Genomic DNA, 19,278 nt, shown 5'->3' with positions numbered 1-19,278 from the left:
AGATTGCCGCACGCCATCCCGGCCTCATTTCACCCGCGCCGGTTTGCCGGTAGCTGCGAACTCCGTTGCTGTCCCGTGATTGCCGACCAGCACGAGAATACCGGCGACGAGCGGCATCGCCGCCAGCACCAGAAGCCCGGTCGAGGTGCTGCCGGTCAATTCCTTGACCCAGCCGATCAGATAGGGACCGCCGAAGCCCGCGAGATTGCCGATCGAATTGATCAGCGCGATGGCGCCGGCCGCCGCCGTGCCGCTGAGCCACGCGGTCGGCAGCGTCCAGAACAGTGCGAAGGTGCAGAACACGCCGATCGCAGCGACCGTCAGCGCGACCATGGTCAGGGTCGGATTGGTGGAGATGCCGGACAGCGCGAGCGCCACGGCGGTCAGCAGCAGCGGCAGGCCGACATGCCAGACGCGTTCGCGGGTCTTGTCGGAATGCTGAGCCCACAGCACCATGGCAATGGAGCCGAACAGATAGGGGATCGCGGTGACGAAACCGGTCTGCAGGTTGGTGAAGCCGAACGCCTTCACGATCTGCGGGAGCCAGAACTGCATGCCATAGAGCGCGCCGACAAAGCCGAAATAGATCACGCTCAGCATCAGCACCTTCGGCGACGACAGCGCCTGCCCCAGCGTCATGCCATGGGCGCTCTCCTTGGCGAGACGCTCGCCTTCGAGCTTGTCGGAGAGCCACATCTTCTGGTCAGGCGTCAGCCATTCGGCCTTTTCAGGCTTGTCGGTGAGGTAGAACCAGGTGACGACGCCGAGAATGACCGAAGGAATCCCTTCGATGATGAACAACCACTGCCAGCCCTTCAGGCCCATGACACCGTCGAGCCCCAGCAGCATGCCGGAGATCGGCGCGCCAATCACCGTGGATACGGGCACCGCGATCGCGAAGGCGGCGAGGAAACGCGCGCGATATTCGGCCGGAAACCAGTAAGTGAGATAGAGGATAATGCCGGGGAAGAAGCCGGCCTCGGCGACACCGAGCAGAAAGCGCAGCGTGTAGAAGCTCCACGGGCCACTGACGATCGCCATCAGCGCGGAGATGATGCCCCAGCTCACCATGATGCGCGCGATCCAGCGGCTGGCGCCGAATTTCTCCAGCGCGATATTGCTGGGAACTTCAAAAATGAAATAGCCGATGAAGAAGATGCCGGCGCCCCACGCAAAAACGGTGGGCGAGAAATTCAGCTCGGCATTCATGGTGAGCGCGGCGAAGCCAAGATTGACGCGGTCGAGATAGGCCAGGAAATAAGCCAGCACCAGAAACGGGATCAGCCGCCAGGAAATGGCGCGGATGGTCGAGGTTTCGATGTCGGATTTTGCGCTGCGCGTGGCGCGCGCGCCGACGGCGGTCTGGCTCATGGTTCACTCCCGGTCGCTTGTTGTCGGCGACGGCCTCTGCGGGCCGCGCTGTCATGTCGCACGGTTTAGCGAAAGAGCCGAGGAGCGGCAATGTCTGTGCAGAGCAGCAATCAACTCAGCGCAGCACCTGCGTGAACAGCACCTGCGCGAAGCGCTCAATCGGTGCCGGGCTGCGTTCGGCTTTCGACAGCAGGTTGGCACCCTGCAGCGAGGAGACGATGAAACCCGCAACCTCCGCGCATTTGAAGTCGGCCGGCAGCTCGCCGGCTTTCACCGCGGAGGTCAGGCATTCGGCAATACTCTGCTGAACATCGGCGAAGATCGTCAGCAGCCGGTCGCGAATGAGGTCGCTGTGGTCGCTGGCTTCGGCCGTGAAGTTGCCGAACAGGCAGCCATTGCACATCTGGTCTTCGGTCAGCCGGGTCACATTGGCATCGATATAGGCGCGCAACCGCGCCAGCGGCGACAGGCCTTCATTGCGCAGCGTCTGCGCCATCAGCTCGCGGCCCTTCGCGAAATAGAGATCGATGATCTCGAGGCCGAATTCTTCCTTGGAGGTAAAGTGGTTGGTGAAGGTGCCCTGCGGCACGCCGGCGGCATGCACGATGTCGCGAACGCTGGCGCCCGCATAGCCGCGCGCATGCACGACCGCGAGGCCTGCCGTGAGAATCCTGTCGCGATTCGAGAGCTTCGCCATGGACTTAATATGGCTGTGCCGGGCGCCGGATCAAGCGACCGCCACGCATAACCACAAGGCGTTCAGCCCCCTTTTGCTGCCCTGGCCTTTGGGTCTAGCCGTGCCCGTAGCGGCGGGCCGCCTCGACAGTCAAACCCTTGCCGACGGCCCCGAACGTGTCGCCATCGATAGCGCGGGCGGCCGGCAGCGCCGCCGTGATCGCCTTGCGGACATGGGCGAGCTGCACCGAACCGCCGGTCAGGAACACCGCATCGATCGCTTCGGGCTTCAATCCGGCCTGGTTCAGGCAGATCTTGATCCGCGCGGTGATCCGATCGGCGAGCAACTGGGTGTGGCTGACGAGTTCCTTGCGGGCGACGCCAGCGGCCAAACCCGGCTCGATCCAGTCCAGCGCGATGCTCGATTTCGGCTTGTCGGACAGGCCAATCTTGGCGCCCTCGACTTCCATGGCCAGTGTGTGGCCGCGCTGCTCGTCCAGTACGCGCACCAGGCGATCCAGCAGCTCCGGCTGCTGCGCCTCATAGCGCACCTGTTTCACCTCGTTCATGACCTTGGAATCGTACATCCGGTTGATGCTCGACCAGGTCGCCAGATCGTGGAAATAGCCTGACGGCACATCGAGCCCCACGCGCTTCATCGCCGAGCGATAGCCGAGCAGCGGCATGATCACGCCGAGGCTGAGATGTCTGTCGAAATCGGTGCCCCCGATGCGCACGCCGTCATTGGCGAGAATGTCGTCCTTGCGATCGGCATGACGGTGCCGTTCGGGCGAAAGGCGCACGATGGAGAAATCCGACGTGCCGCCGCCGATATCGGCGATCAGCGCAATCTCCTCCGAATTGATCTGACGCTCGTAATCCAGCGCCGCGGCAATCGGCTCGAACTGGAACGTGACGTCCTCGAAGCCGACGTCTTTCGCGATGGTGCGCAGCGTAGCTTCGGCCTTGGCATCGCCCGCCGGATTGTCGTCGACGAAATGGACGGGACGGCCATGGACGACCTGGCGGAGTTCAAGCCCTGTGGCCTGTTCCGCACGCCGCTTCACCGCACCGAGATAATAGGCGATGACACTGCGGAAGCTGACGCGTTCGCGGCCGACGCGCGTCGTCTCGTCGATCAGCGACGTGCCAAGCACGGATTTAAGGCTGCGCATCAGGCGGCCAGGCGCCCCCTCGACATAGGCTTCGATCGCTTTGCGGCCGATGAAGGCGCCGGTATCCGCCTTGTAAAAGATCGCACTCGGAATTGTGACATGATAGTCTTCGAGCGCCGCCAGCACCGGAACATCATTGATGACCGTGCCTAGCGTCGTGTTCGACGTCCCAAAATCCAGACCACAAACCGACATTGCCGCTCCCGAAAGGAACGTCCGTCTACACAGTTCGCCGGCCGTGATCTAGCATTATATTTTTGCACAGCCGCGCTGTCATGAAGCGCATCGAACACTGCAATTTTCGAAGCAAAACAACGCGATCCACAGAACAATCGACTGCATCCGCCGGGGTTGATGAATCGTGCGGCATCGGTCCATAAGCGTTTTGCGACGGCGGTATGACCCGCCACGGAATTTCGAAGGAATCTCTACGCGTGGCAAACATCAATCAGAAGATCGCAGACGAACTTGGCGTGCGCGAACAGCAGGTCGCGGCGACGGTAGAACTGCTCAACGGCGGCGCGACGGTGCCCTTCGTTGCACGCTACCGCAAGGAAATCACCGGCGGTCTCGATGACGCGCAGCTGCGCACGCTGGAAGAACGCCTGACCTATCTGCGCGAACTCGAAGAACGCCGCCTCGTGATTCTGGAATCGGTGCGCGAACAGGGCAAGCTCGATGCCGCGCTCGAAACGGCGATTATGACCGCCGACACCAAGGGCCGTCTCGAGGACATCTATCTGCCGTTCAAACCGAAGCGCCGCACGAAGGCCGAGATCGCCAAGGAAGCCGGCCTTGAACCGCTATCGGAACTGCTGCTCACCGAGCCGCAGAACGATCCGAAGAAAGTTGCCGAAGCTTTCGTCAATGCCGAGAAGAACGTCGCCGATGTCGCCGCTGCACTCGACGGCGCGCGCGCCATTCTTGTCGAGCGCTTCGCCGAAGATGCCGATCTGATCGGCGCGCTGCGCGAGCAGATGTGGTCGAACGGCCTGATGGCCTCGACCGTGCGCACCGGCAAGAAGACCGAAGGCGAGAAGTTCAAGGACTATTTCGACTTCAGCGAGCCGCTGCACAAGCTGCCGTCGCATCGCATCCTCGCGCTGTTCCGCGGCGAGAAGGAAGAGATCCTCGATCTCGCGATGCAGCCCGAGCCGGTGCCGGCGACGCCTGCTCCGACAACCACACCCAGCTCCTATGAGCTGAAGATCATGAACCGCTTCGGCGTCTCCGATCAGGGCCGCCCCGGCGACAAGTGGCTGACCGAAACCACCCGCTGGGCCTGGCGCACCAAGATCCAGGTGCATCTCAACATCGACCTGCGCATGCGGCTGTGGACTGCGGCCGAAGAAGAAGGCGTCCGCGTGTTCGCCTCCAATTTGCGCGATCTCCTGCTCGCAGCGCCTGCCGGCGCGCGCGTCACCATGGGTCTCGATCCCGGTTTCCGTTCGGGTGTGAAGACCGCGATTATCGACGCCACCGGTAAAGTCGTCGCAACGACCACGATTTATCCGCATGAGCCGCAGCGCCAGTGGGATGCGTCGCTGGCGATCCTCGGCAAGCTCGCCGTCCAGCACAAGGTCGACCTGATCGCCATCGGCAACGGCACCGCTTCGCGCGAGACCGACAAGCTGGCGATGGAGCTGGTCAAGCTGCTGCCCGATTCGAAGATGTCGAAGATCGTGGTGTCGGAAGCTGGCGCGTCGGTCTATTCGGCCTCCGCCTTTGCCTCTGAAGAACTACCCGAGCTCGACGTGACGCTGCGCGGCGCGGTGTCGATCGCGCGCCGCCTGCAGGATCCGCTGGCCGAACTGGTGAAGATCGATCCAAAAGCGATCGGCGTCGGCCAGTATCAGCACGACCTCGGCGAGAGCAAACTGGCGCGGTCGCTTGATGCCGTCGTGGAAGACTGCGTGAACGGCGTCGGTGTCGACGTGAACACGGCATCGGCGCCGCTGCTGGCACGCGTGTCCGGCATCGGCACCGGTCTGGCGCAGAGCATCGTGCAGCACCGCGACGCCAACGGCCCGTTCAAGTCACGCAAGGCGCTGAAGGAAGTGCCGCGGCTTGGCCCGAAGGCGTTCGAACAATGCGCCGGCTTCCTGCGCATCAATGACGGCGAGGATCCGCTTGATAAATCCGGCGTGCATCCGGAAGCCTATCCGCTGGTGCGCAAGATACTCGAAGCCACCAAGAGCGACATCAAGGCGCTGATCGGCAATGCCGAGATCCTGCGCAAGGTGCAGCCCAAGACCTTCGTCGATGACACCTTCGGTCTGCCGACCGTCACCGACATCCTGAAAGAACTCGAAAAGCCCGGTCGCGACCCCCGCCCCGCCTTCAAGGCTGCGGTGTTCATGGAAGGCGTCGAGAAGCTGAGCGATCTCAAGCCCGGCATGGTGCTCGAAGGCACCGTGACCAACGTCGCTGCTTTCGGCGCCTTCGTCGATATCGGCGTGCATCAGGACGGCCTGGTGCACATCTCCGCGATGTCCAAGACCTTCATCAAGGATCCGCGCGAAGTCGTGAAATCAGGCGACATCGTCAAGGTGAAGGTGCTTGAAGTCGAAGTCGCCCGCAAACGCATCGCGCTGACGCTGCGCATGGACGATCCCGTCGGAGCCAAGGCCGATCGCCCGCAAGCCGATCGCGGCCCGCGCTTCAACGAGCGCCAGATGACATCGCGTGCTCCGGCGAAGCAAGAGAGCAGTGGCGGTGGTGCATTTGCGGAAGCATTGCGCCGCGCGGCCGAGAAGGGCGCGGGGAAGGCGAAGTAACTCTCCCCGTCATTGCGAGCGAAGCAAAGCAATCCAGAAGCCAAAAGCGAAGTCTGGATTGCTTCGTCGCAAATGCTCCTCGCAATGACGGCTGTTAGGCCTGCGCCTCCCCCAACTCTACAGCCAACTGCAAAATATCCTCATCGCAATCACGCGCGCCCATGATCGACAGCCCGATCGGGCAATCGTCGAGTCTGGCGACAGGCAGTGAGACCTGCGGCGTGCCGGCATGGCCGGACACACACAGCAGTTCGATCGCGCGGGCACGAAATACGTCGAGCGTCGCATCCGGTGTATTGCGCAGCGGCGCAATCCCCGGCGCGGTCGGCAGCAGCAACACCGTATCGGTCGGCAGCAGCGACAGCACGCGTTCAATGATGACTTTTCGCATGGCCCGCGCAGCGGCGATCTCGGCGGGATCGAGAACCGCAGCAGCAGCGAAACGCTCCTTCACGCCGGGGCCGAGCTTCGGCTGGGTCGCCTTGATCCATTCGCCCTGTGCGGCCCAAGCCTCCTCCGACTGGACCACGCGGAACGTATTGCGCCAGGCGTTGAGTTCGCCGCCCGCGACATCCACCTCCTCGCTCGCGCCAACCAGCGACTTGATGCGATCGACCGACGGCTGCAGCAGGTTGCGAACCTTTTCATCGACGGCGCCAAACAGGTCGCTTGCGATCAGAACCTTCTTCACCCGGCGCGGGGCACGCGCCTTGTCGAGCAACACCTTGCCGACCTCGACCATCAATTCGGGCGTGCGCGCGAACCAGCCGACAGTGTCGTAGCTCGGCGCCAGCGGCACCGCGCCATCGAGCGGAATGCGACCATGCGTGGTGCGAACGCCGTAGACACCGCAATAGCTGGCGGGCAAACGCACCGAACCACCGGTGTCGGAGCCGATGGCGAAATCGACCAGCGCACCGGCGGTCGCTGCAGCGGAACCACTGGACGAGCCACCGGGAATGCGGCCGGGCGCAGCCGGATTAATCGGCGTGCCGTAATGCGCGTTCTCGCCATTCAGGCTCCAGGCCAGTTCATCGGTGTGCGTCTTGCCGACGAGCTTCGCACCGGCATTCAACAAGCGATCCACGATCGGCGTCGACTTTGTCGGCACCGGATGTGTCGCTAGCCATTCCGGGCTGCCGGCGCCGGTCGGCACATTGGCGAGATCGAAGAAATCCTTCAGCGCAAAGGTGAGACCCGCGAGAGGCCCCTCTGTCGTGGTCTGCACTTCGATGTGGCCATGATCCACAAAGGCGTTGAGCGTGTCATTGATCGGCATCGAAGTCTCCGTACGACAAAAGGACGCCCGCTTCAGTGGGGCTTGAGCAGACTCGCAGCCGGCCTGATGAAGGTCCTGATGCCGTTCTTGAAACCGAACAGCGGCTGCGCGATCTCGCATACCGCCTCTGCCTTGGTCTCGCAATCGAGCACCACGAGATCGGCGGGATTGCCGACGGCAATGCCGTAGTGCTTCAGGTTGAGCAGCGTCGCCGGTGCGGACGTCACGAGGTCGAGACATCCGGCAAGGTCGTCCATGGCGCCGACCTGCATCACATTGGCATAGAGATTGATCATGCGGATCAGCGAGACATCGCCGAACGGCGTGAACGGATTCAGCACGTTGTTGGTGGAGATATTGGCGTTGACGCCGAGCGCACGGAGCTTGTGCGCCGAGGTGACGCCGCGCGGCACATTGTTATCGTAATCGCGGCCAGTGAGGAACAGGTCGGTCGCCGGCAACACCGTGACCGCGACGCCGGCATCGGCGAGCCATTTCGCGGCCGCCTCGAAATCCGCTGGCGGCATCGCCGACAGCTTTGTGGCATGACCGATGGCCACGCGGCCGCCCCAGCCCGTGGCCTCCGTCATGCGGCAGACCTCTTCGTAGTCCGACCGCGTTGGATCGAGATCGAAATCGAGGTGGAAATCGATATCGACGCCAAACTCCTGCGCGATACCAAAAATCCTGGCGATCTGGCCATTCGAATCCTTGTCGATGTAAGGCACACCGCCGACCAGATCGGCGCCCTCTCGCATCGCCTGCAGCAGGACCTCCTCGCAGCCGGGATCGTCGAGCAATCCCTCCTGCGGAAACACACACAACTGCAGATCGATCGCCCAGGCGTAATCCTGCTTCAACTTCTTCAGCGCGCGAAAACTGGTCAACCCGATACGCGGATCGACCTCCACATGCGTGCGCATGCGGTTGGTGCCGTGCTTGATCGCTTTCTCCAGCGTCTGCGATGCGCGTGCATAGACGTCCTCTTCGGTGAAATCGCGTTTGGCCCGGGAGACTTCGCTGATCACCTCCGCGAGCGTACCCTTCGCGCAATTGCAGCGGCCCAGGAGGCAGGATTTGTCGAGATGAATATGCGTCTCCACAAAGCCCGGCACGAGCAGCCGGCCGCCGACATCCTGATCCGGCGCCACGCCGCGCGGCAGGCCGATCTCGATGGCCTCGAACCGCCCGCCGCGAATGCCGATATCCACCGGGCCATCAGGCCGGTCGGCAATGCGCGCGTTGCGCAGGATGAGATCGAAGGTCATGGGAGGACTCCTGAAGAGGCCACGCCACCGAGCGGGACGTAGCGAAAGCATATGCGCGGGCAAGCAAGGCATGTGCCAAGGCGCATGCGATTCAACCTCTGATTAACTATCTGAAAATAAGACAATATCTTCAAATCTTGCTTCAAGGAACGCCCAATAATGAGGCGCGCCACACAAGAATTGTATACGATCTGATGCATCTACCGAATACAATTCTGGCAGCGGTTTTGCTATGATGGCGCCAGCATCTGCCCGCAGGAGAAACCCGATGTCGCAATCCCCCACCGCGCTTGCGCCCGTCACCGATGAAACCGCCCAGGCTGCCGACCTCGTCGAGCGGTTTCTCGTCGCCTCCATGGTGCCGGACCCGGAAACCGCCGGCACCTTCATGTCGGCCGACGTCGCGATCACCTTCACCGGCGGTCGCAAGTTCAAGCATCCGCGCGATGCCACCGCGTTCAACGCGATGCGCTACAAATGGGTGAAGAAGAAGATGGAGCGCACCGACGTATCGCCGGGGAATGGCGAGACCATCGTCTACAATACCGGAACGCTCTATGGCGAATGGCATGACGGCACGCCGTTCGAAAGCAATCGCTATGTCGATCGCTTCGTCGTGCGCGACGGCAAGATCGTGAGGATGGATGTCTGGAACGACAGCGCCGAGCGCATTCTCATACGCATGGATATCGAAGCGTAGCGTAAACACGGCGGCTTGATCGCCGCCGGCATTCAGCACCTTGAAATGTCGACGATCTGGCACTCAGCTTGCATACAGAATGCAAGCTGAGTGTAACCAGGGAACGTCGATGTTGCAGGGATTCTCCAAGACCATGATGACAGGCGCGGCGCTGCTGTGCCTGATCGGTGTCACCAACACTGCCAAGGCCGATGCCGCGGCCTGCCCAGCGACGATCCCGTTCGGATTGACCACGCCGCTGACTGGTAACCTTGCGTTGCTCGGCACCCAAGCCCGCAATGGCGCTGAATTCGCTGTCGACGAGATCAACGCCGCCGGCGGCATTTCCGGCAAGAAGATCGCACTCACCACCGAGGACACCGGCGCCTCGTCGACCGACGCTCTGAATGCGATGAATCGCATCATCGAGAGCAAGCCGCTGGTCATCATGTCGTCGATGATCTCGCCGCATGTGTTTGCACAGACCGAGAGCGTCAACAAATCCGAGACCCCGTTCATCGTCGGCGCCACCAACGCGAAAGTCACCGCGCAGGGCTCAAAGTGGCTGTTCCGCACCCACGCCCATGACGGCCAGCTCGCCGAGCTGATCCCAGAATATCTCGTGAAGTCACTGAAGAAGACCAAGCCCGGCATTCTCGTCGTTGCCGACGATTACGGCCTCGGCGCGTCGAAGGGCATTCAGGCGGCACTCGCCAAACTCAATGTCACGCCGGTCACGACAGCCTCTTATGCCCCGTCCGACAAGGACATGAGCGCGCAGCTTCTGGAGATCAAGGACAAGGACGCCGACAGCCTGATCCTGTTCGGTCGTCCCTCCGACATCACGCTGGTGCTGAAGCAGATGGGAGATCTCGGCATCAAGCTGACCACCATCGGCAATACCAGCATTGTCGCGCAGACCACCCTGAACAATCTGTCCGCAGCCGAAGCCGACGGCAACTACGCGATCGGGGGGATGATCCCCCAAACCTCGACCGATCCGAAAATTCTGGATTGGGCAAAGCGCGTGCAGGACAAATACAAAGTGCCGGCCGACAACTTCACCGTCTCCTATTACGACTCGGTCTTCATGCTGAAGTCGATCATTGAGAAAGTCGGCTGCGACAAGCCGGCGATCCGTGATGCCCTTGCAGCCACCAAGGACTTCAAGGGCATGCTGATCTCCTACCAGGCCGATGCCAATGGCGATCTTACCCATACGCTCGGCATCTACCGCAACAAGGGCAAGACCCCCGAATTCACTGGGCCGATCAAAGAGAGCGGGTTCTAAAACTTCATGGGCCAGCTCGTCGTCAACGGTCTGGCGCTCGGGAGCATCTACGCTCTCGTGGCGCTCGGTCTGCTGCTGATTTTCAACACCGTTCAGATCGTCAATTTCGCGCAGGGACAGTTGTTGATGCTCGGTGCCTTTATCGGCATTTCGGGCGCGGTGACGTATGAACTGCCGATGGCGCTGGCCTGGGCCTCCACCATGCTGGCGATGGCGCTGATCGGCATCGTCTTCATGGTGCTGGTCTATTTCCCCTTGCGCGGGCGGCCACCATTCCTCGTGATCCTCACCACCATCGCGATGGGCATCGTGTTGGAGAACATCGCGCTGATCGTCTGGGGGCCGCTGCCGGTCTCGCTGCCCTCGCCGGTGCGCGGCCCACCGCTGCGTTTTGCCGGCGTCGTCATTTCGATGCACCAGCTCTTCATCTTTTGTACGTTGGCCGTGATCCTGCTGCTGCAATATCTGATGCTCACCAGGACGCGCTTCGGCATCCTGATGCAGGCGACTGCGCAAGATCTGCACACCGCGCGGCTGGTCGGGATTTCCGTCAACCGCATCATCGCGGTGGCCTTTGCCTTCGGTGCGATCCTGTCGGGCATCGCTGGCCTGCTGGTTGCGCCGATCTTTCTTGCCGAACCGACCATGGGTGGCAGCTTAGGTCTCAAGGGCTTCGTCGTCAGCGTGATCGGCGGCTTCGGCAATCTGCCGGGCGCGGTGATCGGCGGGTTGTTTCTCGGCCTCATCGAAACCTTCGGCGCGCGCTACATCTCCTCGAATTTCCGCGATGCCTATGCCTTCATCGTGATGATCGCCGTGCTCGTGGCCTGGCCGCGCGGACTGTTCGGCGAGAAGAGCAGCGAGAAGGTATGACAGTGAAACACTGGTTTCCGCTCCCGCTTGGCGTTGTGGTGGCGCTGCTGATCCCGGCAGTGACCCATGACAACTATGTCATTCAGCTCCTCAACATCGCCATCCTCAACGCCATCGTCGTGCTCGGCTTGAACTTCGCCACCGGCTGGGTCGGCCAGATCAATTTCGGCCAGGCCGCATTCTACGGCCTCGGCGCCTACACTACAGGCATCGCCGCCAAAGCCGGATTGCCCTGGATCACGACGCCATTCCTGTCGGTGGTCATCGTGATGGCGGCGAGTCTCGTGCTTGGCCTGCCGACGTTGCGGCTGCGCACCTATTATCTCGCAATGACCACGATCGGCTTCGGCGAGATCGTCCGGTTGATCATCGTACATTGGGAGCCGGTGACCGGCGGCACCTCCGGCCTCCGCGCGATCCCGGGTATCAGCGTGTTCGGCATCGGCCCGCAGGGGCAGATCCAGCATTACTATTTGCTGATCGCCGTGCTGGCGATTGCGGTTCTCGTGGCCGCTCGGATCAGGCAGTCGTCCCTCGGCCGCGCCATGATCGCCACCAAGGATTCCGAGATCGCCGCCGAACAGAGCGGCGTCGACACCACGCGTACCAAGCTGATCGCCTTCATGATCGGTGCGGTCTATGCCGGCCTCGCGGGTTGCCTCTACGCCTCCTCGATCCGCTTCATCAGCCCGGACAGTTTCTCCGGCACCCAGGCCATCCTGCTGATGACCATGCTGATCGTCGGCGGCATGGGCTCGATCCCCGGCTGCATCATCGGCGCCGTCGGCCTGACCATTCTGCCGGAGGCGTTGCGGTTTCTCGGGCAATGGTACCTCGTGCTCTACGGCCTCGGCGTCATCGCCGTGATCGTGCTGGCGCCCGGCGGCCTCGCATCGCTGGCATCACGGCTGCCACGCTGGGCAGGTGCGCGATGACGGATCAAGCGATCATCACCGCGCGCGGCGTGACGCGCCGTTTCGGCGGCCTTGTCGCGCTCGACAGCGTCGATCTCGACGTCCCCAAGGGGATCGTGCAGGCGATCATCGGTCCCAACGGCTCGGGCAAGACCACGCTGCTGAATGCGCTGTCCGGCGCCTCACATGCCGATGCCGGTTCGATCCGCATCGACGGCAAGGAGATCTTCCGCCTCAGGCCCAACCGCATCGCGCGGCTCGGGCTGGCACGCACGTTCCAGAACATCCGGATGTTTTCCAATCTCACCGTGCTGGAAAATGTGAAAGTCGCCGCTGCCTGCAACACGCCCATGTCGATGATCAACATCATGTTGTCGAACGCGACACAGCGGCAGCGCGAGACTGAGATCGAGAGCACGGCGCGTGAGGCATTGGACATCGTCGGCCTCGCCGGGCGCACGGACGACCGTCCGACCCAACTGCCTTATGCGCAGCAGCGCCTGCTGGAAATCGCACGCGCATTGGCTTCAAAGCCCGGCGTGCTGCTGCTGGACGAGCCCGCTGCCGGCATGAACATGACCGAGAGCATGACCCTGCTCGACACCATCGCAAGACTGAAAAGCAAGGGCATCACCGTGCTGCTGGTCGAACACAATGTGCGGCTGGTGATGGGGATCAGCGACCGCGTTGCCGTCCTCGACTTCGGCAAGAAGATCGCCGAGGGCGCGCCGTCCGAGGTGCAGTGCAACCCGTTGGTGATAGAGGCCTATCTCGGCAGGCGGCATCGCCATGCTTAAGATCGACAATCTTCGCGTCTCCTACGGCCACATCGAAGTGCTGAGGGGCATTTCCCTGAGCGTCGAGATGGGCGAGATCGTCGCCTTGATCGGCGGCAACGGCGCCGGCAAGACCACGACGCTGAGCACCATCTCCGGCCTGCTGCGACCGACATCTGGCACGATCTCGTGGAAAGGCGAAAACATTCATGGCACGGCCGTGGAAACCATTGTCGGGGCCGGCCTTGCACACTGCCCCGAAGGCCGTCGGATTTTTCCGGGCCTCACAGTCCGCGAAAACCTGATCACAGGGACAGCATCGCGCGCCTACAAGAAGGCCGAGGTCGAGGACGACCTGACGCTGGTGTTCGAACTGTTTCCGCGGCTGAAAGAGCGCATCAAGCAAGGCGGGTGGTCGCTCTCCGGCGGCGAACAGCAGATGCTGGCGATCGGCCGCGCGCTGATGTCACGGCCGAGCCTTCTGATGCTGGATGAGCCATCGCTGGGGCTCGCGCCCATCGTGATCGAGCAGGTGTTCGACAAGATCGTCGAGCTGAATAAACGCACTGGACTGGGCGTGTTGCTCGTCGAGCAGAATTCGGCGATGGCACTGGAAGTGGCTGCACGCGCTTTCGTACTGGAGACCGGATCGATCACGCTGTCGGGCCCGGCCTCGGTGCTGGCCGACGATCCGCGCATTCGCGAGGCCTATCTGGGCGGGTAGCTATTGGCCTCTCCTCGACTTAGAGGCGAGGCCAACGTTCTGTCACTTCACATTCTTCAGCAGCGCGATATTCGCGGCAACTTCCTTCGCCACGAGATCGTCCATCGCCTTCGGCTCCATCGGCATCGGTTCGACGCCGATCTTCGTCAGCGCCGCCTGCATCTCCGGCTTGGCCAGCACCTTGAGGCCGGCATCGCGCATCTTGTCGACGATCTCGCGCGGCGTCTTCGACGGCACGAATACGCCGATCCAGCTGTTACTGACGCCGTCCTTCAGTCCGACCTCGACCAGTGACGGCACGTCGGGCAGTTCCGGCGTCCGCTTTTCGGTGGAGACGACGAGCGCACGCACCTGCCCTTCCCGGATCAGCGGCAAAGCCGTCGCCGCTGGGCAAAAGTAGAAATCGATACGGCCACCAAGGATATCGGCAATCACTTCAGGCCCGCCGCGATAAGGGATGTGCGTCGCTTCAAAGCCACCGGCCATCCGGAATTTCTCGGCGCTAATATGCACGGCGCTGCCGATGCCAACCGAACCGAAATTGATCGACGATCCCTTGGCCTTCGCATCCTTCAGGAAATCATCAACGGTTTTCCAGGGACGCTCCTTCGGCACGATCATGATCTGCGGGCTGACGCCGATCATGATCACCGACGACAGGTCTTTCGACGTGTCATAAGGCAGGCTTGCATTGATCGCCGGCGTGATTGTCAGTGCGGAGGAATGCGCCAGCACGCTGTAGCCATCCGGCTCCGCCTTCGCGACTGCCGCAGTGCCCACCGCGCCACCGCCGCCAACGCGATTCTCGACCACGATGGTTTGGCCGAGTTCAGGCCCGAGACGCTCAAAGAAGATGCGCGGCACAACGTCCGTCGCGCTGCCGGGGCCGAACGGGATGGTGGCCTTGATCAAACGGCTCGGCCAGTTGTTTTCGGCCTGCGCCGCGACAGACGACAGCAGCACACCGGCGAAAACACACGACCACCGCATAAGCTTATTCATTACTTGCTCCAATAATACCATTCGAGGGGAATGGCCGCCCAATGATCGGGCCAATCGGCGACAACGAAGCAAGTTTCGGACCGTTTGAAGCCTAAAACAACGCCCAAACGCGCGGTGATCCAGCCCAGACAAACGACAATGCCGGCCTCACCCGTGCTGGCAAGGCCGGCAGTCCGCCTACTTGGCCGCGACCTCGCTTTTGAGCAGCACCTTGTTGTCGGCGATTTCCTTGACCAGCAGCGCATCCATCTCGGATGACTTCATCGGCATCGGCTCGACACCAATCTTCTTCAGCGAAGCCTGCATGTCAGCCGTGTTCAGCACCTTGGTGCCAGTCACATAGAGCTTCTCGACGATCTCCGGCGGCGTTTTCGATGGCACGAACACGCCGAACCAGATCGAGCTGTCGGCATCCTTGAGGCCCGCGTCGATCGGTGTCGGCACCTCCGGCAGATCGCGCACGCGCGTCGGTGTCGAGACCACCAGCGCGCGGACCTGGCCTTCGCGAATCAACGGCAGCGCCGTGGCCAGCGGGCAGAAGTAGAAATCGATGCGACCGCCGATGATATCGGTAATCACCTCGGAGCCGCCGCGATAGGGGATATGCGTGGCCTCGAAACCGGCAGCGGCGCGGAATTTTTCCGAACTGATATGCACGGCGCTGCCAACGCCCACCGAGCCGTAATTGATCACAGTGCCCTTGGTCTTCGCGGAAGCCAGGAAATCCTGAATCGTTTTCCATGGCCGTTCGTTGGGCACGATCATCACATTGGCCGCATAGCCAATCATCAGCACCGAGGACAGCTCCCTGGTGGTGTCGTAGTTGAGGTTGGGGAAGATCGCGGGCGCTATGGAGATGGCGTTGGTCTGCGACAGCAAGGTGTAGCCATCCGGATCGCTCTTCGCGACCGCGCCCGTGCCCACCGAGCCGCCCGCACCCACGCGATTTTCAATCACGATCGGCTGCCCGAGCTCCGTGCTGAGTTTTTCGAAGAAAAGGCGCGGGACCACGTCTCCCGCACTGCCGGCACCGAACGGATTGACCGCCTTGATCGGCTTCGTCGGCCAGTTGGTGTCGGCCAGCGCAGCGCCGGACATCAACACAGCGGCCAATACGCATGACAATCGCCAGGACTTGCTCATCGCTCGCTCCAGTTGCGCCATTCAATGGAATGGCAGCTCATGGAATAAAGCAAAAGCAAGAACCGGACCGGCGAGGGCCTAGAACGAGGTCCCGGCCCGCGGCTTTTTCTCCGGCACTTCCGGCTCGGTCGGCACCGGCCCGATACGCAGCGCGGTGATGCGGTTGCGCTCACGGCGCAGCACGCGGAAGCGGAAGTTGTAGAAGGTGAAGCTCTGCCCGCGCTCGGGGATGGAGCGCGCCTCGTGAATGACGAGACCAGCCACCGTGGTCGCTTCATCATCCGGAAGATGCCAGTCCATGGCGCGATTGAGGTCGCGGATCGGCACCGAGCCATCGACCACCACCGAGCCATCGGCCTGCGCGCGCACGCCCGCGACGACCACGTCATGCTCGTCAGCGATGTCGCCGACGATTTCTTCCAGCACGTCTTCCAGTGTCACCATGCCTTCGACTTCGCCATATTCGTCGACGACGAGCGCGAAGTGGGTCTTGCGACGGCGGAAGGCTTTCAACTGATCCGACAGCGGGCGCATTTCCGGAACGAACCACGGTGGCAGCGCGATGCTGGCAACATCGATCTTGGCGGTGTCGCCGTCGACCGCGCGGATCGCGCGCAACAGATCCTTGGCGTGCAGTACGCCGATGATGTTTTCAGGTTTCTCGCGCCAGAGGGGAATGCGGGTGTATTCAGTGGCCAGCACTTCGCGCACCAGTTCTTCGGACGGCAGGTCCGCATTCAGCGTCACCATCGCTGTGCGATGGACCATGACATCGGACACCGCGAGATCGCCGAAGCGAAACACGTTCTGGATATACTCAGCCTCGCCTGACGCGATGCCGCCATGTTCGGCGGATTCACCGACAAGACCTTCGATCTCGACACCGGTGAGAATTTCATGCGGCGACGCCTCCTGCACACCGAGCAGTGCCAGCGTGCCGCGTGACGCCGCGTTGAGCAGCCAGTTCAGCGGATAAAACAGGATGTAGGACGCATAAAGCGGATAGGCGATCCATTGCGACACCGGCTCCGGCTGCCGGATCGCCAGCGTCTTCGGCACCTGCTCGCCAATCACGATGTGCAGCGAGGAGAAGACGAGGAAGCCGGTAATGAAGGACGTAAAGTGCAGAGCGGATTCCGACAGGCCGAGCGGATCGAGCACCGGTTTCAGCAGTGCGGCCACCGTGGGCTCACCAACCCAGCCGAGTCCCAGCGATGCCATGGTGATGCCCAGCTGGCAGCAGGCCAGATAGGCTTCGATATTGCCCATCATGTTCTGCAGCAGACGCGCGCCGAAGCGGTTCTGCTCGACCATGCTCTTGACGCGGAAGCCTCGGCTTTTGACCAGCGCAAACTCCGCCGCCACGTAAAACGCGTTGGCAGCGAGCAGGAAGATCGCTATCAGCAGATTGACGGTAATCGAATTCATGAAAGTCCTGCGACGGCGCCGGCTTTGGTAGTTCCCAAACCGGACACGGTCAGTTCTATCCCGTCAGCTTCTGATGCAGAAACGCGCGAACAGTCGCGGGATCGACATCGCCAGCAATGACAGCCCGGCCGACGGCTTCCAGCAAAATAAAGGTGAGCTTGCCGCGTTTCACCTTCTTGTCCTGCGCCATCAGCGCCATCAGCGTATCCGCGTCCGCGAGGCCTTCCTGCGCGAAGCCGGCAATGTCCTGCAGCTTCGTGGGCAGACCCACATCGGCAAGATGGCGCTGCACGCGGGTCGCATCGCTCTCTGCGATCATGCCGAGTTGCGCCGACAGTTGCGCAGCCAGCACCATGCCGACCGACACGCCCTCGCCATGGAACAGCCGGTCTGAAAAACCGGTCACCGCTTCCAGTGCGTGACCGAAGGTGTGACCGAGATTGAGCAGTGCGCGCTCGCCATTCTCACGTTCGTCGCGCGACACGACGCCTGCCTTGGCACGGCACGAGGTGGCGATCGCATGCTCACGAGCAATGCCGCCGCGCATGATGTCGGCATGATTGGCTTCAAGCCATGTGAAGAACGCGGCATCGCCAAGCACGCCATATTTGGCGACTTCCGCATAGCCCGAACGAAACTGCCGCGGCGACAGCGTGTCGAGGACCGCCGTGTCGGCCACCACGAGTACCGGCTGATGGAACGCGCCGAGCAGGTTCTTGCCCTGCGGCGAGTTGATTCCGGTCTTGCCGCCGACGGATGAGTCGACCTGCGCCAGCAGGGAGGTCGGCACCTGCACGAAATCGACGCCACGGCGGATGATCGCTGCGGCAAAGCCGGCGAGATCGCCAACCACTCCGCCACCGAGCGCGATGACGAGATCGTTGCGCTCGATCTTTGCCGCGATCAGTGCTTCGGAAACTTTCTCCAGGCCCGCATAGCTCTTCGACCCCTCGCCTTCCTCAACAATGATATGCGAGGTCGGAATGCCGGCTTCCGCCAGCGAGGCTTCCGTTGCAGTCAGCCAATGCTTGGCAACGGTCCTGTCGGTGACGATCGCCGTGCGCACACCCGGCCGCAGTCTGGCGATACGCGCACCAAGCGAAGGCAGTACATTGCGGCCGATGACGATGTCATAGGCGCGCTCAGCCAGCGCGACCTCCACGATGATCGGATCGGAATGTTTCAGCGGGGCGGTCATAGTTGAGAACTCAAGGGATCGCCTGTCGGTTCGGAAATGGCGGAAGCTGCGTGCGGGCGGAACAGATGCTCGTGCAGCGCGATGATGCCTTCCTCAACGATCTTCTCATGCGGCACGTCGCGCGAGTCGATCGTGATGTCGGTCTGCTCGTAGAACGGATGGCGCGCCTCGATCAGCCGCGCAATAGTCGCGGCGGGATCGGCGGTCTTCAACAGCGGGCGGTTTTCCCGGCGCCGCACCCGGCGCAGGATCACATCCGCATCAGCTTTCAGCCACAGCGAGATCGCCTTGTCGCGGATGCGCTGGCGGGTCTCCTCGCGCAGAAAGGCACCGCCGCCGGTCGCCAGCAGGATCGGTCCACTGTCCAACAGCCGGGCGATCACCCGTGCCTCACCGTCGCGGAAATGCGGTTCGCCGTGGACTTCAAAAATGTCCGGAATCGACATCCCGGCCGCCGCCTCGATCTCATTGTCGGCATCGACAAAGGGAAGCCGCAGCCGCGTCGCCATGCGCCGGCCGATGGTCGATTTGCCCGCCCCCATCATGCCCACCAGCACGACCGAGCGCTTTCCCAGCGCCGCGACGATGGCGGCCTCCTGGGGGGCGCTGGCAATCGCCGGCAAGATGGTCTCGGACATCAAAAACACCTGCAAAATCAGTGAGCGACAAGGGATCGCAGAGGTTTGCCGCATTCCGGTCACCTAT

17 protein-coding genes are annotated in these 19,278 nt (G+C 62.2%); 7 read left to right on the top strand and 10 right to left on the bottom strand.

Going from position 1 to position 19,278, the window contains the following annotated elements; genetic code table 11:
- Window positions 1–24: 24 nt before the first annotated feature.
- The 3 genes from AB7828_RS25200 to AB7828_RS25190 form a co-directional block, all read right to left on the bottom strand.
- A complete protein-coding gene (locus tag AB7828_RS25200) occupies window positions 25–1,371 on the bottom strand; it encodes an MFS transporter (protein ID WP_089262608.1) in 1,347 nt (448 codons plus the stop codon).
- A 115-nt stretch (window positions 1,372–1,486) separates the two neighbouring features.
- Entirely contained in the window at window positions 1,487–2,068 is a 582-nt protein-coding gene (locus tag AB7828_RS25195) for a TetR family transcriptional regulator C-terminal domain-containing protein (protein ID WP_439079268.1), read from the bottom strand.
- A 94-nt stretch (window positions 2,069–2,162) separates the two neighbouring features.
- Window positions 2,163–3,416, bottom strand: coding sequence for an Hsp70 family protein (locus AB7828_RS25190; RefSeq protein ID WP_441231482.1), 1,254 nt, complete (start codon window positions 3,414–3,416; stop codon window positions 2,163–2,165).
- A gap of 239 nt (window positions 3,417–3,655) precedes the next feature.
- Here AB7828_RS25190 and AB7828_RS25185 point away from each other — a divergent pair, with 239 nt between their 5' ends.
- A complete protein-coding gene (locus tag AB7828_RS25185; RefSeq protein ID WP_441231481.1) occupies window positions 3,656–5,998 on the top strand; it encodes a Tex family protein in 2,343 nt (780 codons plus the stop codon).
- Window positions 5,999–6,092: 94 nt separating this feature from the next.
- On the opposite strand, the gene AB7828_RS25180 is transcribed toward AB7828_RS25185, so the two are convergent.
- Both AB7828_RS25180 and AB7828_RS25175 read right to left on the bottom strand, forming a co-directional pair.
- Window positions 6,093–7,277, bottom strand: coding sequence for an amidase (locus tag AB7828_RS25180; RefSeq protein ID WP_441231480.1), 1,185 nt, complete (start codon window positions 7,275–7,277; stop codon window positions 6,093–6,095).
- A gap of 32 nt (window positions 7,278–7,309) precedes the next feature.
- Entirely contained in the window at window positions 7,310–8,545 is a 1,236-nt protein-coding gene (locus AB7828_RS25175) for an amidohydrolase family protein (protein WP_441231479.1), read from the bottom strand.
- Window positions 8,546–8,813: 268 nt separating this feature from the next.
- Here AB7828_RS25175 and AB7828_RS25170 point away from each other — a divergent pair, with 268 nt between their 5' ends.
- The 6 genes from AB7828_RS25170 to AB7828_RS25145 all read left to right on the top strand — a co-directional run bounded on the left by AB7828_RS25170 (window position 8,814) and on the right by AB7828_RS25145 (window position 13,802).
- Entirely contained in the window at window positions 8,814–9,245 is a 432-nt protein-coding gene (locus AB7828_RS25170) for a nuclear transport factor 2 family protein (protein ID WP_441231478.1), read from the top strand.
- A gap of 109 nt (window positions 9,246–9,354) precedes the next feature.
- A complete protein-coding gene (locus AB7828_RS25165; RefSeq protein ID WP_441231477.1) occupies window positions 9,355–10,515 on the top strand; it encodes an ABC transporter substrate-binding protein in 1,161 nt (386 codons plus the stop codon).
- Between the two features lie 6 nt (window positions 10,516–10,521).
- Window positions 10,522–11,388: a branched-chain amino acid ABC transporter permease gene (locus AB7828_RS25160; protein WP_441231476.1), complete on the top strand. Its 867-nt coding sequence runs from the start codon at window positions 10,522–10,524 to the stop codon at window positions 11,386–11,388.
- Complete coding sequence (locus AB7828_RS25155) at window positions 11,385–12,323, top strand: branched-chain amino acid ABC transporter permease (protein WP_441231475.1); 939 nt, start codon at window positions 11,385–11,387, stop codon at window positions 12,321–12,323. The genes AB7828_RS25160 and AB7828_RS25155 overlap by 4 nt, the downstream gene beginning before the upstream one ends.
- Window positions 12,320–13,099: an ABC transporter ATP-binding protein gene (locus tag AB7828_RS25150; RefSeq protein WP_441231474.1), complete on the top strand. Its 780-nt coding sequence runs from the start codon at window positions 12,320–12,322 to the stop codon at window positions 13,097–13,099. Before AB7828_RS25155 ends, AB7828_RS25150 begins: the two co-directional genes overlap by 4 nt.
- The gene (locus AB7828_RS25145) at window positions 13,092–13,802 is read left to right on the top strand and encodes an ABC transporter ATP-binding protein (protein WP_441231473.1); all 711 of its coding nucleotides are present in this window, start codon (window positions 13,092–13,094) and stop codon (window positions 13,800–13,802) included. Before AB7828_RS25150 ends, AB7828_RS25145 begins: the two co-directional genes overlap by 8 nt.
- Window positions 13,803–13,844: 42 nt before the next feature.
- Here the strand turns inward: AB7828_RS25145 and AB7828_RS25140 are convergent, their stop codons facing one another.
- From AB7828_RS25140 to AB7828_RS25120, 5 genes are all read right to left on the bottom strand, one after another.
- On the bottom strand, window positions 13,845–14,804 hold the full coding sequence (locus tag AB7828_RS25140; RefSeq protein ID WP_441231472.1) for a Bug family tripartite tricarboxylate transporter substrate binding protein: 960 nt from the start codon (window positions 14,802–14,804) through the stop codon (window positions 13,845–13,847).
- A 177-nt stretch (window positions 14,805–14,981) separates the two neighbouring features.
- Complete coding sequence (locus tag AB7828_RS25135) at window positions 14,982–15,947, bottom strand: Bug family tripartite tricarboxylate transporter substrate binding protein (RefSeq protein ID WP_441231471.1); 966 nt, start codon at window positions 15,945–15,947, stop codon at window positions 14,982–14,984.
- A 78-nt stretch (window positions 15,948–16,025) separates the two neighbouring features.
- A complete protein-coding gene (locus AB7828_RS25130) occupies window positions 16,026–17,375 on the bottom strand; it encodes a hemolysin family protein (RefSeq protein ID WP_231078190.1) in 1,350 nt (449 codons plus the stop codon).
- Between the two features lie 55 nt (window positions 17,376–17,430).
- Window positions 17,431–18,573: a 3-dehydroquinate synthase gene (gene aroB / locus AB7828_RS25125; RefSeq protein ID WP_441231470.1), complete on the bottom strand. Its 1,143-nt coding sequence runs from the start codon at window positions 18,571–18,573 to the stop codon at window positions 17,431–17,433.
- Window positions 18,570–19,211 (bottom strand): shikimate kinase, encoded by a 642-nt coding sequence (locus tag AB7828_RS25120; protein WP_089262630.1) that lies wholly within the window; start codon window positions 19,209–19,211, stop codon window positions 18,570–18,572. The genes aroB and AB7828_RS25120 overlap by 4 nt, the downstream gene beginning before the upstream one ends.
- Window positions 19,212–19,278 lie beyond the last annotated feature (67 nt).

Origin of the sequence: Tardiphaga sp. 215_C5_N2_1, from assembly GCF_052076055.1 — a bacterium.
Classification (GTDB): Bacteria; Pseudomonadota; Alphaproteobacteria; order Rhizobiales; family Xanthobacteraceae; genus Tardiphaga; species Tardiphaga robiniae.
This window is presented reverse-complemented; position numbering and strand designations above follow the sequence as displayed.